This window comes from Pricia sp., assembly GCF_041745955.1.
GTDB lineage: Bacteria > Bacteroidota > Bacteroidia > Flavobacteriales > Flavobacteriaceae > Pricia.
In genome coordinates this window covers 1-15339 of record NZ_JBGTHY010000060.1, presented here as the reverse complement: position 1 = coordinate 15339, position 15339 = coordinate 1, and the positions used below count along the sequence as shown (strand labels likewise).

14 protein-coding genes and 2 pseudogenes are annotated in these 15339 nt (G+C 42.7%); 8 read left to right on the top strand and 8 right to left on the bottom strand.

Going from position 1 to position 15339, the window contains the following annotated elements; translation table 11 throughout:
• Window positions 1-798 (top strand): annotated as a pseudogene (locus tag ACEW8S_RS01950) (cryptochrome/photolyase family protein); the annotation flags it as partial.
• Window positions 799-1065: 267 nt separating this feature from the next.
• Here ACEW8S_RS01950 and ACEW8S_RS01945 read toward each other — a convergent pair.
• Entirely contained in the window at window positions 1066-1614 is a 549-nt protein-coding gene (locus ACEW8S_RS01945) for a ClpP family protease (protein WP_373516502.1), read from the bottom strand.
• A 138-nt stretch (window positions 1615-1752) separates the two neighbouring features.
• Here ACEW8S_RS01945 and ACEW8S_RS01940 point away from each other — a divergent pair, with 138 nt between their 5' ends.
• On the top strand, window positions 1753-2484 hold the full coding sequence (locus tag ACEW8S_RS01940) for a hypothetical protein (RefSeq protein WP_373516501.1): 732 nt from the start codon (window positions 1753-1755) through the stop codon (window positions 2482-2484).
• Between the two features lie 78 nt (window positions 2485-2562).
• Here ACEW8S_RS01940 and ACEW8S_RS01935 read toward each other — a convergent pair whose 3' ends face one another.
• The 6 genes from ACEW8S_RS01935 to ACEW8S_RS01910 all read right to left on the bottom strand — a co-directional run bounded on the left by ACEW8S_RS01935 (window position 2563) and on the right by ACEW8S_RS01910 (window position 10766).
• Entirely contained in the window at window positions 2563-3717 is a 1155-nt protein-coding gene (locus tag ACEW8S_RS01935) for an MFS transporter (RefSeq protein WP_373516500.1), read from the bottom strand.
• A 171-nt stretch (window positions 3718-3888) separates the two neighbouring features.
• Window positions 3889-4926 (bottom strand): M12 family metallopeptidase, encoded by a 1038-nt coding sequence (locus tag ACEW8S_RS01930; RefSeq protein ID WP_373516499.1) that lies wholly within the window; start codon window positions 4924-4926, stop codon window positions 3889-3891.
• Window positions 4927-5039: 113 nt separating this feature from the next.
• Complete coding sequence (gene kynU / locus ACEW8S_RS01925; RefSeq protein WP_373516503.1) at window positions 5040-6308, bottom strand: kynureninase; 1269 nt, start codon at window positions 6306-6308, stop codon at window positions 5040-5042.
• Window positions 6309-7026: 718 nt separating this feature from the next.
• Window positions 7027-7581, bottom strand: a complete 555-nt coding sequence (locus tag ACEW8S_RS01920; protein WP_373516498.1) for an ASCH domain-containing protein — start codon at window positions 7579-7581, stop codon at window positions 7027-7029.
• Between the two features lie 245 nt (window positions 7582-7826).
• Entirely contained in the window at window positions 7827-9605 is a 1779-nt protein-coding gene (locus ACEW8S_RS01915; protein ID WP_373516497.1) for a S41 family peptidase, read from the bottom strand.
• A 906-nt stretch (window positions 9606-10511) separates the two neighbouring features.
• Window positions 10512-10766 (bottom strand): hypothetical protein, encoded by a 255-nt coding sequence (locus tag ACEW8S_RS01910; RefSeq protein WP_373516504.1) that lies wholly within the window; start codon window positions 10764-10766, stop codon window positions 10512-10514.
• Between ACEW8S_RS01910 and ACEW8S_RS01905 the strand changes: the two are divergent.
• From ACEW8S_RS01905 to ACEW8S_RS01885, 5 genes and pseudogenes are all read left to right on the top strand, one after another.
• Window positions 10690-11139, top strand: a pseudogene (locus tag ACEW8S_RS01905) (Pr6Pr family membrane protein). The gene ACEW8S_RS01910 and the pseudogene ACEW8S_RS01905 overlap by 77 nt on opposite strands.
• A gap of 9 nt (window positions 11140-11148) precedes the next feature.
• The gene (locus tag ACEW8S_RS01900) at window positions 11149-11646 is read left to right on the top strand and encodes an META domain-containing protein (protein ID WP_373516496.1); all 498 of its coding nucleotides are present in this window, start codon (window positions 11149-11151) and stop codon (window positions 11644-11646) included.
• Window positions 11594-12070 carry a hypothetical protein gene (locus ACEW8S_RS01895; protein ID WP_373516495.1) on the top strand — a complete coding sequence of 159 codons (477 nt, stop codon included), beginning with the start codon at window positions 11594-11596 and terminating at the stop codon, window positions 12068-12070. The genes ACEW8S_RS01900 and ACEW8S_RS01895 overlap by 53 nt, the downstream gene beginning before the upstream one ends.
• Before the next feature lie 42 nt (window positions 12071-12112).
• Window positions 12113-12376, top strand: a complete 264-nt coding sequence (locus ACEW8S_RS01890; protein WP_373516494.1) for a hypothetical protein — start codon at window positions 12113-12115, stop codon at window positions 12374-12376.
• A 51-nt stretch (window positions 12377-12427) separates the two neighbouring features.
• Window positions 12428-13318 (top strand): phospholipase A, encoded by an 891-nt coding sequence (locus ACEW8S_RS01885; protein WP_373516493.1) that lies wholly within the window; start codon window positions 12428-12430, stop codon window positions 13316-13318.
• 23 nt (window positions 13319-13341) lie between these two features.
• Here the strand turns inward: ACEW8S_RS01885 and ACEW8S_RS01880 are convergent, their stop codons facing one another.
• Window positions 13342-14160, bottom strand: coding sequence for an META domain-containing protein (locus tag ACEW8S_RS01880; protein WP_373516492.1), 819 nt, complete (start codon window positions 14158-14160; stop codon window positions 13342-13344).
• A gap of 699 nt (window positions 14161-14859) precedes the next feature.
• On the opposite strand from ACEW8S_RS01880, the gene ACEW8S_RS01875 reads away from it, so the two are divergent.
• Window positions 14860-15339: RNA polymerase sigma factor (locus tag ACEW8S_RS01875; RefSeq protein WP_373516491.1), on the top strand; the 480-nt coding region annotated here is incomplete at its 3' end.

Sequence of the window (15339 nt, the reverse complement as noted above, 5' to 3'; positions counted from 1 at the left end):
GTCCATTTTGGCGATTATCAGGATGCGCTGCACAGTGAAAAGAAATTTTTGTTCCACTCCCGTCTGTCGTTTGCCATGAACAGCAAAATGCTTTCGCCGAAAGAGGTAGTCGATAAGGTACTGGATTACTATTATGAGCACACGGGGGACATCCACATTTCACAGGTCGAAGGATTTGTACGCCAAATTTTAGGATGGCGCGAATATATGAGGGGCATGTATTGGGCTTTGATGCCCGATTACCGCAAATGCAACACGTTGGACAACCACAACAAGCTGCCCGACTTCTATTGGACCGGCGATACCAAGATGAACTGTTTGAAACATGCCATCACCCAAAGTTTGGACGAAGCCTACGCCCATCACATTCAACGTTTGATGATTACCGGTAACTACGCTTTACTGACCCAAGTACACCCTGATGAGATAGATGCCTGGTACCTCGGTATTTATATCGATGCCATCGAATGGGTCGAGCTTACGAATACCCGGGGCATGAGCCAGTTCGCCGATGGAGGCCTGATTGCGACCAAACCCTACGTCAGCAGCGCGAACTATATCAACAAAATGGGCAACTATTGCAGCGGCTGCCACTATAGCCATACCAAAAAACTGGACGAAAATGCCTGTCCGTTCAACGCACTCTACTGGAATTTTCTCGATGACAAAAAAGAACATTTCAGAGACAATCACCGCATGAACATGATGATGAGCCTGTTGGGGAAAAAGGATAAAAAGGAACTGGGCGAGTTAAAGGAAAGGGCGCAAGAGATAATCGAGCATCCGGAGCGGTTTTGACCCCTCGATCAGCTCTGGGCGACTTGTTGAAATGGTGCTTGATGCCTTGAGCGATTGAACCCCTATACGGAGGGCAGGCTTGAACTTTTAACACTTCCTTAACCTTCAAGCCTCATCCAACTTTTTAAGTCCGTCCGTATATAAAATAAACATCCCGCTTCGGCGTCCATATATATCCAAAAAGTCCTTCATAATCAAATTACGAAGGACTTTTTCAGTTTGGTAAGTGTTCCCTACCCTTCGGGAGGGCCAGGGAAAAGTTGTCCTTTATTCCAAAACCCCGTCAACAATACCATATTCTACCGATTCTTCGGCACCCATCCAATAGTCACGGTCGAAATCCTTCATCACTTTCTCGAAAGATTGTCCGCAATTTTCAGAAAGTATCTTGGCTCCCAGTTCTTTCGTCTTTATGATTTCTTTCGCCTGAATCTCAATATTTGAGGCCTGTCCGCGAGCACCACCACTCGGCTGGTGGATCATAACGCGGGCATGCGGCTGTATAAAACGTCTTCCTTTTTCGCCTACGGACAAAAGAATGGAACCCATAGATGCCGCAAGACCTGAGCAAACCGTAGAAACGGGACTCTTAATCTGTTTTATGGTATCATAAATAGCAAATCCGGAAGTAACATATCCACCGGGACTATTGATGATCAGCTGTATTTCCTTATTATTTTGAAGATCCAGATACATGAGGCGATCGACGACGTGTTTGGCGGAGTCGTCGTCTACCATACCCCATAAAAACACCTTTCTTTCATCGAGCAATTTCTCTTGAATGGCTTCCTGTACTTTTCCTTTTTTAGAACTCATTATTCGTTTTTTGTAGGTTGCAAAAATAATCAAATTATTCGAAAATTCGATACGGATCGATTGAACTGATCTCCCATTCATTCATATCCAAAGAAAGTTTTACATCAAAAAGTTTATCTTTGGGCAAAACAGAAGAAAATGAAATACCTTACTACTTTTGCCCTATTGGGAATCGTGTTTTTCACAAGCTGCAAAACCGATACGAAAACGGAAAGCACCGCCAACAATATCAGTAAAAACAGCACGGATGAGCCTGCCGCCACCTCTAATAAAGAGACAACCATTGTAGAAAAAATAGCCCAAGCCAATGGTATGGACAACTGGACCACCATAGAAGAACTAAAATTCACCTTCAATGTCGACCGTGAGGGCAACCCGCATTTTGAAAGGTCTTGGATCTGGAAGCCCAAGACCAATGAAGTGACCGCCCTATCTGCCGAAGACACCCTTACCTACGACCGGAACGATACCGATATGGACAGTACCGTCTATAAAACCAATGGCAATTTCGTAAACGATAAATATTGGCTAATGGCTCCCCTGAACATTATGTGGGATGCAGAAAATACGACTACCGAGCATACCATGGAATCGGAAGCCCCCATCAGCAAAAAGCCTATGCAGAAACTGACCGTAACCTATGCCCAAGAGGGAGGCTATACCCCCGGTGACGCATACGACCTATATTTCGGGGATGATTTTATCGTTCAGGAATGGGTGTTTAGAAAAGGTAATCAGGCCGAACCTTCGATGACAACTACTTGGGAGGATTACACTGATGAAGGCGGACTGAAAATCTCTAAAATGCACCAAAACGAAGAAGGTAATTTTAAATTGTATTTTACCGGTGTCGAGGTAACTACGAAGTAAATTCCGCATAATCTACCCTAGGCGTAGAACTTTAAGACCTGCCCCTGTCGGCAGGTCTCCCCATGTTCAGTCAAATGTTTAGGTTCCCGACCTCCTCCTCTGCAAAATCAAAGTAGCTCCCAAAATCAAAAACGCGCAGCAGAACAGCACAATAAAGCAGGTTATCAAAGAAGAATCATCGGCTATAAAGCCCAATATAGGTGGAGCCAGCAAGAATCCGGTGTACCCAGTTCCTGCAATAAAAGAAACCCCTTGTGAAGAATCTATCCCTTTAACATTGCCGCCGATCCGGAAGACTTCGGGAATCATTACCGAAAATCCGAGTCCGCTCAGGGCGAATCCCAAAATCGCCAAATACGTGTTCGTCGATAGTACGAGTCCATATCCTGCCATAACGACCAGAACGCCAAGGCTCACCATTTTTATCGAACCCATTTTTGAACTGATGCCATCCCCCAAAAAACGGCCCAAGGTCATGGTCACCTGAAAACCCAAAAAGCCGGCACCCCAAAGGGCTTCGGGCGCGATACTGATTTCTTTGAGGTAGAGCCCGCTCCAGTCGACGATGGCCCCCTCGCTGCCCATGGCCACGAACGAAATCAACCCCAAAAGCAAAAGGGGCTTAAAGAGCTTTAGGCTAAACGGCTCATTTTCGACAGGTTCGGCAATCAAGCTACTATATCTTCTATGGTAGATAAAGTTAACACTAAAAACCAAGGCGATGGCCATACCCATATGCAGGGGCGGATTATCTAAAGGACCAATCAAAAAACTGCCGAGACCGGCCAAAACCCCTCCCAAACTGAAAAAGCCGTGTGAGGCGGACATAAATTTCTTTTTATCCTTTTTTTCCAGTTCCGTTACCAAGGTGTTCATCGAAATATCGGTAAAACCGTTCGAGGCACCGAATAGAAACAAGGCCACCATGAGCATATAATAACTTGGTGCAAAGAGTGGCAAAAGCGCCGTGATACAGCTTAAGATTACCCCGTACCAAGTAGACCTTCCCACCCCTACCCTATTAATTATCTTCGAGGCGATCGGAAAAACGACGAATACCCCTAAAGAAAGAAAGAAGATGGCAATGCCCAGTTGTGACTTGTCGATTTCCAAATTCTCTTTTACGGTCGGTATGTAAATTGCCCAAGTTCCAAAAAGAATATTTATACTGGCAAAGACCCATGCCGGACCAAAATAACGGGCATTGGAAAGTATTAGGCGAAGGGATTTCATTTGGATATCTGGATGTTTGGATGTTTGGGGTTTGAATTTTGAAGCAATCCGAAATCTAAAGAAGTAAATTTTCAGGTGCAAATATAAATTAAAAAAAACCGCCCTAACGGACGGCTTTACTATTACCGCAATCTTAAATCAAAAATTTTGTTTTGTCCCCGAATCATTAAATTATCCACAATTCTTGATAAAATTCCATCGAGAAAAATCCCTTTCATATAACCTTCCCTGATAGATTACACGGTCGCCCACCTTATATTGGGTGCTGCTAGACCATTGCTTGGAGTCGCTACAAGCATCGCCGCCGCCGTCCCCACCGCCACCAGGGTATACGGCATTGGTTCCCGCAATATCCCCGGAAGATATTCTGGCCTGACTTTGGGGATATGTATTACCGTTCAAATCGGTAATGGTCGGACGGCCGTTTTTGCTGAACGTATAACTACCGTACATCATCGTCGAATTCAAATCCAACGGGTTGGTCACCAAGCTTGCAGAACTACTTTTAAAGAACTGGTCTTTGGCATCGTCTTGAATGTTATCAAAGTTGATGATGATATAATTGTCCCTATGCGAGCGGTTCTGTTCATGTATATAGCCCAATGTATGGCCGATTTCATGGATAATCACCACAGCGGTAGCACGGGTACCGAGTCGAATAAAGCTCCTAGAGCCGTTCGATCCCAATGTCGCCACTCCCGAATTGCTGTTCGAACCTGACGACGAAATGGTCACATAGGTCGATTCGTTGGTGCGCTCCTTGAAGCGGATGTTGGTCTTGCCGGACCATTCGTTGAACGATTTTTGAAGCTCTGATCGAACTTGGGAGTTCAATCCATTGATCACATAGACCACTGTATTATTGCTCCATTTTCGAACCCCGCCGACAAGTGCCAGACCGGTAATACCGTCATCGGGAACAGGGTTGGCTTCATAGGCACCGGGGGAATCCGATAATTGATTCTCGAACAAACGGGTATCACTACCGGCCAGACTATAGGTGCCGTCATCTTCCAATTTGACCTTCACTTCGGTACCCATGAAGTATTTGGTTATGAAATCTTTGTCCTGTGATTCCTCGTTAATCGGGGTCTCGTCAACCGATTCCACCGTATAGGTCTCAATAGCGTCCTTGGTACACGATACAAGGTAAAGTGTACACACAAGGGTAATCAGTACTAATCGATAACTACTTCGTAGGTGCTTCATTTGTTTTATTTTTGGTGTTCATGAGTGATAGTTTTGGGGTCAAAACTTATATACCTACGTTTGCAAAAGGATTTTAGCTATCAAGTGTGCGATTTTTTCGACGAAATGCACTTTTAAAGATTGGAAATACCGCTCTTTAAAATCTGTCCAAAACGATACATATCCTCAAAAGAACAATAAAAAGGTGCAGGTGCGAGGCGGATGACATTGGGTTCACGCCAATCGGTGATGACGCCGTTCTTCATTAGATAGTCGAACAATGGTTTACCTTGGCCGTGCAGTAAGACAGAAAGCTGGCAGCCCCTATCTTTTGGGGTTATGACTTCAAAGGAACCATCGGTCTGTTTATCGATTTCCTGAAGGATGAATTCCAGATAGGCCACAATTTTTTTTCGCTTTTCGATAAGGGGTTTCATACCGACTTCCTCGAACATTTCTAGGGATGCCAGATAGGGAGCGACCGATAGGACCGGGGCATTGCTTATTTGCCAGGCATCGGCGTTCGGCATCGGTTCGAATTCCGGTTTCATCAAAAATCGGGTTTCTTTTTTTGTACCCCACCAACCCTCAAAACGGATGATATCCTTTTTATCCAGATATTTTTCATTGATAAAGACTCCCGAAGCGTTGCCGGGGCCGCTGTTCATATACTTGTAGCTACACCAAGCGGCAAAATCCACATCCCAATCATGGAGTTTCAGTTCCACATTGCCCGCGGCATGGGCAAGGTCCCAGCCGACTTTGGCGCCGACAGATTTGCCCGCGTTGGTAATCGCCTCCATATCGAATACCTGTCCGTTATAATAATTAACCCCACCTATCAAGACCAAGGCCAGTTCATCGCCCGCCTCATCGATCTTGACCAAAACATCTTCGGTTCGCCAAGAGTTTTCGCCCCTACGTTTTTTGACTTCGACAATAGCCGTTTCCGGGTCGAGACCATGAAACCGGATTTGGCTTTGCAACATATATTGATCCGACGGGAAGGCCTTTTCTTCGCAGAGTATCTTAAATCGCTTCGCGGTAGGTTGATAAAAGGATACCATCAGAAGATGCAAGTTTACAGTCAGCGTGTTCATCACAGAAACCTCTTCGGTCTTCCCCCCGACCACCTTGGCCAAGGGGGCGGCCAAGCGCTCGTGGTAATCCCACCACGGTTTATCGGCATGAAAATGGCCTTCTACGGCCAATTCCGCCCAGTCGGTCATTACCTCATCGATGTACTTTTGGGTACGTTTGGGCTGAAGGCCAAGAGAATTTCCAGTAAAATAAATAACGGGCTCGCCATTTATTTTTGGAAAGTGGAATTCATTGCGGTACTTGCGAAGCGGGTCTTCGGCGTCAAGTTTTTGCGCAAAGGCCAAGGTGTTGTCAAATTGCATAGCGGAGTTTTGGTCAAAAATACAATTTCGAGTCATGATTTTGCCATCTGTGGGCAATTCAGGTCTTGAAAAACAGATTCCGGTCATTAATTTTCCTTTTGTATTGACTTGATGGTATCGCATTTGATAGTACCACTTTTGTCGACCAACCCGATTAAATGTCTTTTTATGATTTAACCGCCATTATATTCGGAAGTCAAAATATTGCCAATTTGTCTGTATTCAAAAATAGTTTCTTCCGAAGTTTCCCCATTTTCTAAATTCTCGACCGGTCTAAATTTTTTTGTTAATATAATCCGTCGTTTAATGAACTACTCCAAGGCAAGGCCGTTGGGGTATCAAGTGGAAAAAAGTTTTAAGATTTATGAAAACCAACCGTTTTCAAGCTTTCCCCTAACACCTCCGATGTAGATCATCGGGGAATTTTAATGATTAAACGGCCTTCAAACCCAAACGAATGCCGGTATCCCGAAAGTCCAAAAAAAGGTGGATTTTATGCACCTTGCCAGATTGTGCAGTGTTCCAAAAAACGTTCGTTTTGTAGGACTCATAAAATCCTTTTGAAAATTCCTTTATTTCCTCAAATTCTTAATCCAATCAACTTTAATAGCTGGCAAATTAGAATTTATTCATGTAAACTTTAAGTAGTTGAATACGATCCATTCTATGAGTAATAAAGGGATTTGAAATAAGTTGTCTGGGATATAAGTCATTATTATCAACGCTTTTCTGGCCAGATGGTCTCGAACCATTCGCAAACTATTAACATGTCCTCTGTCGGTTGTTTTTGACTTCCTTCCAAAGCTTGAGTAAAGAAGTCCCAATGTGCTTTTCTCCACTTTTTAAGTGGCCCATTTTTCGTTCCCATATCAAGTTCAGCATATTCTCTGGATATTTCGTTGAATGGAATTGTATCCACTTTTATAATTTCAATTATAGCTTTAGCTTTTCCATCAAAATCCGTTACGATACTTTTTGTTCCAATTTTTGGTAAGTCTGCATTGGCTTCTTCGTACCAATAGTATAAATTGGAACCTGCTTTCTTTTCTCCTATCAAAATCAATTCCGCTAACCGATTCGCGTCATATTCATTGTTGTGAAAAGGATTAGAATCTGGTAATTCTTCTTTTTTAAATTCGGGATTTGATTCAGTAAAATCCCCCCACATCTCATAAACGGTTTTGTCAATTCCGTTTTTCGTTTCAGTTTCGGTTTTCGTTTGGTTCTTGCAACCTATGATAATTAAAAGCAAGATGATTGTTAAATAATTCATGGTTTTTAAGTATTAATGGGTATTGGTTGTATACCCGTCTTTGTTGTACTTTCCTTATTTCTTATGAATTTAGATTCATCTATTCTAAGCGGTATACATTTTATATTTCAGCAATCAATTTTAGGCAAGAAATTCATATGCCATAAAAAAATCAGTCTGCTGAGAACTATATTTTATAAAGCATACAAGGGAATGATAATATGGTAATTTCTTTTAGGATTATTAAAAAATCAAACAACGAGAATCTACTCTTTCGCATTTTTGTCAGTACTACCATTGTCATACAATCCTTGCAAAGCGGTTACCCTGTTTCCTTCGGCCAAAAAAAGTATTCTAAAGCTATCGAAACCTTTTAGTAAAAACTCATTATTACTGTACGGAAGTAATTCATATTTCGTTCCACCACCTCGCTGATAGAATAATTGGCCATTCTCGAATGTTATTTTGCGTGGTCCATAAATTCCAATAAAGGATTTTAAAGTTTTAACATCCAAGTTTACGGGATTAGTCTTTAGCTTTAGTTCGGCAAGCGGCCATTCGTAGAAAGCTTGTAGCCCTTCGTCCTTGTTGTTTTTCGTGAGTAATGCCAAAGCTTCCATATAAGCTACATCCAATGCATCTGAGGCGGGAGTCTCAATATGAGGACTAACACCGGTACTTTCCCAATTGGTATTCGTAATCGGGTTAATGGCCCTACCGGTGGGAACCCAAACCATAAATCGATCAGTCGCCATAACGGGGCCACCGGGATGCGCTCCACCACCGGTAGTTTCACCTACCAGAGTAGCACGTTCTAGATGCTTTAAATTATAGCTAAACTCTTCCGCTGCCGAAAAAGTTCCACTACTAGTTAATACATAAACAGGAGTATCCGGACTTCGTGTACCACTAACATACGGTAAAGTCCATGTTTGAGAATTTTGATTTGATGGGCGCCAAAAGAAATTGTTCAAATGAATAGGTTCATTTCCAAAAAGGTAACTCGTTATGAGTTGAATCATTGCTGGACTTCCACCTCCGTTATTGCGAAGATCAATAATAATCGCATCTGCATTACTCAAAAAGTTCATGGCGGACACGGCAGTCTCTCCTGCGTATTCTACACTGGAGAAACTTCGAAGATCTAAATAACCAATGTTACCAGCCATTATTTTCACTTCCTTAAAACCAAAGTTATTTCGTTTCATATTGTTGACATAGCGATTCAAATAGGCAATACTATCTTCCGCATTAACTGTTTGTTGTTGCTCCGCTATTTGGTCTGGAGCAAAAGTGACTCTTAAATGTTTATCGTTACTAATCGATTGAATATCATCAGTCAATTTGGCGGCAAATTCTTGAGGGTCCAAGATGGATGTATAATTGCCGTTCCCAAGTTTCGATTCAATATTTGAGACCATCTTCTCGGCAATCTCTGGGAAAACATAGTTTGCGTTTAGTTTACTGCCTATAGAATCGACAACAGTTTGTTGTTCCTTTGCTGTTAGTAGCTCTATATTTTGCTGAGCGTTCAGCTGAGAGATGAATGGAATTAAAAATAAGACTGTGACTAGGGTAGATTTTCTTATATTCTTCATGACACTATGTTTTTTTGCACAATTGGTTCTTATTTTATTCAAAATGATTTCTAACTGATTGAGTTCGTTTTTTGTGATTCCTTTTAATGAAGAATTTCTATTGTGATGAATGATAGGAGGAAGGATTTTCAATACTTTCTTTCCTTTTTCTGTAATCTCAAGCTTGTAACGCCTTCTATCTTCAGGATTCATGGAGCGTTGCAGGTATTTTTTCTGAACCATGGTATTAATCATTCGGGTCATTGATGCGTTGTCCTTAAATACGAGTTCGGCAATTTCTTTCTGATTTAGGTCTGGATGCTCATTTAGAAAGAGGAGTACCAAACCCTGGTCAACGGTCATGTTCGGTATTTTTTCTGAAATATTCTTTTGCGCAAATTTTCGATATTCCTTAATAGTACTTTCGATGACATGAAATATGGTTTCCGACGGAAGAGACAGGTTCATATATTATTTATTTGATATAAATATAATTGATACCTCAATTATATCAATGATATTTAACTTTTTTTTAGTTCATAGTTTTCTTATGTGTTTATTTATCTCCGAATACGGGTGCAAGTCCGTATTCCTGATTTTTATAGTCTATATAGTATGGCTCATGTTCGTTAGCAGTGGAAAGCTCTTTTAGAACCTCCAGATATTTTATACCTATTCTGATTTCCAATATTTGTCTCGATGTTTCTTCAAATTGCATCCAATGCTGGAGCTGGATTATGATTATATATCCAATATACTAACAACAAATAAATTGAAACATTAACACATGTGACTGTCCCAAAAAACGGCCAATTTTGAAGACGAATTGAGGAAGAAATGGATGGATAGTAAAGGCCCTTAAAACGTTTGTTTTACGGGACTACCTCTTATCATAAAATTCCTGGATTTCCGTAAAAAGTGGCCAAGAACAATTTTGATATTCTATTTATCGGGTCCGCCCTCAAGTTCTTCCTTTATACGAACAGGGCGTTTCCAATTTACCGGTCCAAAGTTCCTTTTTTACCTTACCGAAGCCATGTCCATTTTTAAAAGGTAGGGAACGCAAAAAAAGGTCCAGTAAGGGCCTGATTCGCGGATGGTAAAAAGTGGAGAATACCTCTAAAAACTATCAGGGCGACCTACCCCCGTAAGTGTTCCGGGAAATGCATATATTTGGTCCTATCCAAATACCGGAACGATTGAAAATCTATATTTTGCCCTGTTCTTTCTGTCCCATTTGGCCATCTGGTGCCAAAAGTCAATCCCCAAATGATGTGTTTTCGGTACGGTCAATTTCTTTTGGGCCTAAGGGATTGTATTTTCAATTCCTCCAAGTCTTCGCCAAGGTACCTAGATGTGGGCAATGCCCAATAATTATGGAGAACGAAGAAAACGATGGAATCTGTCGGTCTCATACCGGGACGGTTTGCCGTAATGGCTCAATTTGTTCCGATGCTCCAACCGGGTAACGGCCATCCCCGAAACTATCATCCGATTTTTTAGCTTTTTTGCGGTACTGGCCAATATTTTGGTGGCGTTATATTTTACCTCCATGGCTTTCCAACTTAACAAAAAACCGTTTTCTGTTTTTTTCAAAAACGGAACAATAACTGCATTGGCAACCTTCATCCTACTTGTTGGACCGGTCTATCAGATCATTCTGAGAAGTATATGGGAACCATCCGGGTTGCAGATGGTGGTAGATGAACTGTTGCATACCATAATTCCCCTTTATTTTTTTGATCTATTGGTTTTTGTATGCGGAACCCTTTGATTTTAGATTCAAGGGTCTTTGTATTGGATATTATATCCCCTGGTCTATTCTATATACATTATTATTAGAGGGCATTTATCCAAATTTTACCCCTATCCCTTTGTAAACGTTACTGGAATAGGGTATGTAGGAATGGCCCAAAATTTCATTGTAATTTTCGGTTCCGTAATTTTATTAATCGCTATTTTAGTGCTTATAGGAAAAGGGAAAACAAATGCCAACCCATAATTTTTTAATATGAAGAACAATACTTTGGTCGGTATCATGATCTTGACCTTGCTATTTGGTTCCTGTGGCAGCAGCAAACGTGCAAACAATGACAAGCTATTCGGTGCCACATGGGAACTGGACTATATTTCCGGAAAACGCATCGCTTTTGAGGGACTGTACCCCGGTAAAAAGCCGCAGATCAGTTTTAACCGGGAAACTGGTAAGGCCGAGGGCAACAATAGTTGCAACGGCTATTCCGCGGACTACACTTTGAACGGCAGCGCTATCTCGTTCGGGGAACCTGGCCCGACCACCATGATGTTCTGCGGGGAAGGGGAGAAAGATTTTTTGAATATGATGAAAAAGGTCAATGCATACGGTTTCGACGCCGAAGGCAAACTTAATCTGCTTATGGGAGATGTACCTATGTTGCGCTTTAAAAAATCGATTGATCCTAAAAACACCGAAACAAATGAAAAAAGCAATGATAGTATCGTTCGTGGCATTTACCATGCTGGCCTGTAAGGGCAAACAGGAAAATAAGGGGGATGCAACGCCCAAGGATATGGAAACAGTGCAAACCCCGGAACCGGTAACGGCAGGCCTGGAAAGAGGTTGCTATTCCTATGATGGAAACGGTAGCGCCGTTTTACTGGAAATCACACGGACAGGAAATCCCATAGTAGGCAACCTGACCTATGCGTTTTCCGGAAAGGACAGGAATACCGGCGAATTCAAGGGCGCATTAAAGGATGACAAACTGATAGGCACCTATACCTTTGCATCCGAAGGAAAGGAAGGCACCCGGGAGGTCGCTTTTCAGGTCAAGGGAGACCAACTGGTCGAGGGCTATGGCGAACTGACCGACGGGGGCACGGCCTTCAAGGATCGCGATGCGATAAGCTATTCATCCACGATGCCGTTGACCAAAACGGATTGTGATAAATGAAGGTCGGCCTGTTCGTTCGAAAACGGTAGATCGTTTTCCGAATTGGAACGAACATGTTTGGAACTGGCTACCCTGAACATTAAACTGAACCCCCTAAAGGATGGAGGTACGACCCAAGGTGATCCTGCCTATGTACTGTTCGATAAGGATAGAAAAAAGGCGGAACTTTTTTTACCGAACAGCGACGAAGGCATCCTTTTGAACAAAACGAGCGAGGGCAATTGGAAAAACAATGAGTTTCTCCTAATAAGCTGGAAAGGGTATGTGGTGCAACAAAATGGCAAAACGGTTTTTGGCGGTCAATAACCAATGTAATGGAAAAGATTCGTTTGCAGTCCCTATAAATAATATGGAAGTATGAAACATGCCGTTCTATTTGCCTTCACTTTTTTGATGATGGTCCGGACCAACTCCCAAACCTTACCTGATTCACAGAAAAGGATTTTTTCAAAGACAATGTCCCAAAGGTGGGAACTTGATCAAGAGGATAAAAAGGGGACATTCCGTTTAACCTCCTATAAACCGTTTTATGTAACCGCCGGCAGAAGGTCCAACAATCCTAATGTGCTGCCCCGAAGTGAAAACCCGGACTTTTCGGCGACCGTTCCAAAAAATTTCAATAATTACGAGGCCAGGTTCCAGCTGAGCTTCAAAACAAAAGTATTGCAATCGTTTTTGTTCGGCCAAGGTGATCTATGGATCGCGTATTCCCAAGTGGCCCATTGGCAAATTTACAACACGGAACTTTCAAGGCCTTTTCGGGAACTGAACTACGAACCCGAGCTTATATTGAATTTTCCTTTGGATTTTAAAATATTGGGGTTCAATGCACGTATGGCAGGCATAGGGTTCAACCACCAATCCAACGGAAGGGACCTGCCCAGGTCGAGAAGCTGGAATAGGATCATGTTCTACTTTGGACTGGAAAGGGAAAATCTACAGATTTACCTTAAACCGTGGATCAGGCTGAAAGACGAGATCGATGAAAATCCCTTGATAACTACTTATATTGGCAGGGCCGAAGGTACAGTGGCGTTTAAGCTGAAAAAACATGCTTTTTATTTGATCGGCACGAATTCGCTATCCTTTAAAAACAATCATGGAAGTCTCCAATTTAACTATCAGTATCCTTTAAAGGCCAATCTTAGGGCACAGCTGCAAATTTTTAACGGTTATGGGGAGACCCTGATCGATTACAACCATAAGCAGACCACGATAGGAGTGGGCGTTTCCTTCATAGACTGGTAATTGCAACATGGTAGGTCCGTAGGTCAATCCATCTTTTTAAATACCATTGTAGGACCATCCGGATTGTTCAAAAAAAGACGGTTATCGCGTATTTCAAAATGGGTGGAGGCCCTTAGATTTTTAAGAAATAGCTCCTCTTGGTTCCCCGATTGACACAACATGCGGGTAGTGGCGATATCGATAAAGCGTAAAAGATTGCCCTCGCCGAAGATTTTTCCGTTCATTCGGTTGCATCCGGCGTGGCCCATAAATTTGTTCCCGGAAGTATGGATTTCCATGTTCGGGAGGTCTTCTTGGAAATCTTCCTTTTGTACCGGTTTTCCTTCCATTTCCTCCAAGACCCAAATGTCGTTCAGCCGATAGTCCGTGACATACTCCCCACAGCCTTCAAAAACGGTAAATTCTTTATCGGCACCCTGTTTTATCTCCACTTTTACCTTATAACCGGATATTTTGCCGGACATATCGTTCGTACATTCGGCCTGCACCACTTGTGCCCTTACTGTTCCCGCTTCTATCTCTGCCTTGTACATTTTAACATTGGCGTCCGCCGCACGTATCGGTTCGGTGGCAGGGGCGCTGAACTTTTCAAGATCCTGTACCATGGAGGTAAACCGTATGGCTTTTTCCGTTATTTCCAGGCCCCAAAAAGGTTCCGTTCCCGAAGCCTTAAAAATAATCCTCTCCCCATCATTGTTTACAAAGACATTCTGTGTTCTTTTTGCGACGGAATCACCGCTCGTAACGGGCCTCTGTACTTCCGTCTTTTGTTTTTTGTCGCCACAGGCTGCCACGACAAATGCAGCACTTATGAAGAGGCCGACCAAGGATTTCCCTGCCATTTCAACTATTTTTAGCAAATGTAAGGTTATAGTTCTGGCAGAAATTGAAAAATCCATAAAGATCATGGTCTTGCCATACTATACAAATTGGGTCTTGTCCAGAAGTTCCTGATGCGTTTTTCGCTGGTCGAAATCCCAATCTCCACTGTACGATTTTTTGGTTCTCCGTCATGGGTCTTGTTTTCGCTTTTCGGCTTGTCTCCCCGAGAGCGAATACCGTGGCAATCGCCCTAAATATAATCGGATTCTATATCGTAATGTGGGATTTTTATCTATTAATTATAGTCCCGTAAAACGGCCATATAATTACTTGAAAAACTGTAGGAGAGAACGAATTCTTGAAGTTCAGATAAAGGTGGGTTTTTATTGCTTTCTAAATATTCCGAAAAAACGGTATTTAGACGAAAATCGAACAGTTTAGATCGATGGAAGGGTAGCTGTCACCAAGGGCCATATAAACCATATATCTCCGGTTTATAGCGTATCCCATCTTCAGATTCAAAGAAATGCTATTTATTTTTTGCTACATTTTCACCCTTGGCGTACGTTTTCGCACCTATGGGCTCCATGCCCCATGAACAGAACGTCGGCGAATCGCATAGCCTTGAAGGATTTTATGTACAATGTAAAGATTTCCAGCCCGTTAGCATCAAATGTTTGTCCAATCGCGTCCGATCCGCAACTAAATAATAGCTAACATTGTTCAACGAACAGAAGCAAATGTACCGATCCGACCGGCCCTTGTCCCGATCTCACCAAGGGAAACCCAATCCTATGAACATGGACCGACTGGTCGCCAATTTTCAGGACAGGGACATAGCCGCCTTCGAGAAGCTCTATGAACTGTATTCCCCCAATATCCGCGGGACAATACGGGCCATCGTGGGCAACGATGAGGATGCCCAGGAGATCTGTCAGGATGTTTTCGTCAAGGTCTGGCACCGTGCCGACCGATATGACGCATCGAAGGGCAGGTTTTTCACGTGGCTTCTGAACATCGCCAGGAACGCCGCCATCGACAGGCTCAGATCGAAGGATTTCAAGAACTCCAAAAAGAATGTTTCAATGTCGATCTGCAGGGACATCCATTCTATCCGATCGAACGATCATCTGGGCAATTTCGATATTCCGGTAATCGACAGGCTTCTGGAACCGTTGAACCCCGACAGGAGAAAAATT

What these genes read in the sequence shown, in the direction of transcription:
- ACEW8S_RS01885 (WP_373516493.1), top strand. Translation starts at nt 12,428, where the DNA reads ATGAAACATGCCGTTCTATTTGCCTTCACTTTTTTGATGATGGTCCGG.
- ACEW8S_RS01940 (WP_373516501.1), top strand. Translation starts at nt 1,753, where the DNA reads ATGAAATACCTTACTACTTTTGCCCTATTGGGAATCGTGTTTTTCACA.
- ACEW8S_RS01900 (WP_373516496.1), top strand. Translation starts at nt 11,149, where the DNA reads ATGAAGAACAATACTTTGGTCGGTATCATGATCTTGACCTTGCTATTT.
- ACEW8S_RS01915 (WP_373516497.1), bottom strand. Translation starts at nt 9,605, where the DNA reads ATGAACCTGTCTCTTCCGTCGGAAACCATATTTCATGTCATCGAAAGT.
- kynU (WP_373516503.1), bottom strand. Translation starts at nt 6,308, where the DNA reads ATGCAATTTGACAACACCTTGGCCTTTGCGCAAAAACTTGACGCCGAA.
- ACEW8S_RS01895 (WP_373516495.1), top strand. Translation starts at nt 11,594, where the DNA reads ATGAAAAAAGCAATGATAGTATCGTTCGTGGCATTTACCATGCTGGCC.
- ACEW8S_RS01935 (WP_373516500.1), bottom strand. Translation starts at nt 3,717, where the DNA reads ATGAAATCCCTTCGCCTAATACTTTCCAATGCCCGTTATTTTGGTCCG.
- ACEW8S_RS01920 (WP_373516498.1), bottom strand. Translation starts at nt 7,581, where the DNA reads ATGAATTATTTAACAATCATCTTGCTTTTAATTATCATAGGTTGCAAG.
- ACEW8S_RS01930 (WP_373516499.1), bottom strand. Translation starts at nt 4,926, where the DNA reads ATGAAGCACCTACGAAGTAGTTATCGATTAGTACTGATTACCCTTGTG.
- ACEW8S_RS01910 (WP_373516504.1), bottom strand. Translation starts at nt 10,766, where the DNA reads ATGAAGGTTGCCAATGCAGTTATTGTTCCGTTTTTGAAAAAAACAGAA.
- ACEW8S_RS01880 (WP_373516492.1), bottom strand. Translation starts at nt 14,160, where the DNA reads ATGGCAGGGAAATCCTTGGTCGGCCTCTTCATAAGTGCTGCATTTGTC.
- ACEW8S_RS01945 (WP_373516502.1), bottom strand. Translation starts at nt 1,614, where the DNA reads ATGAGTTCTAAAAAAGGAAAAGTACAGGAAGCCATTCAAGAGAAATTG.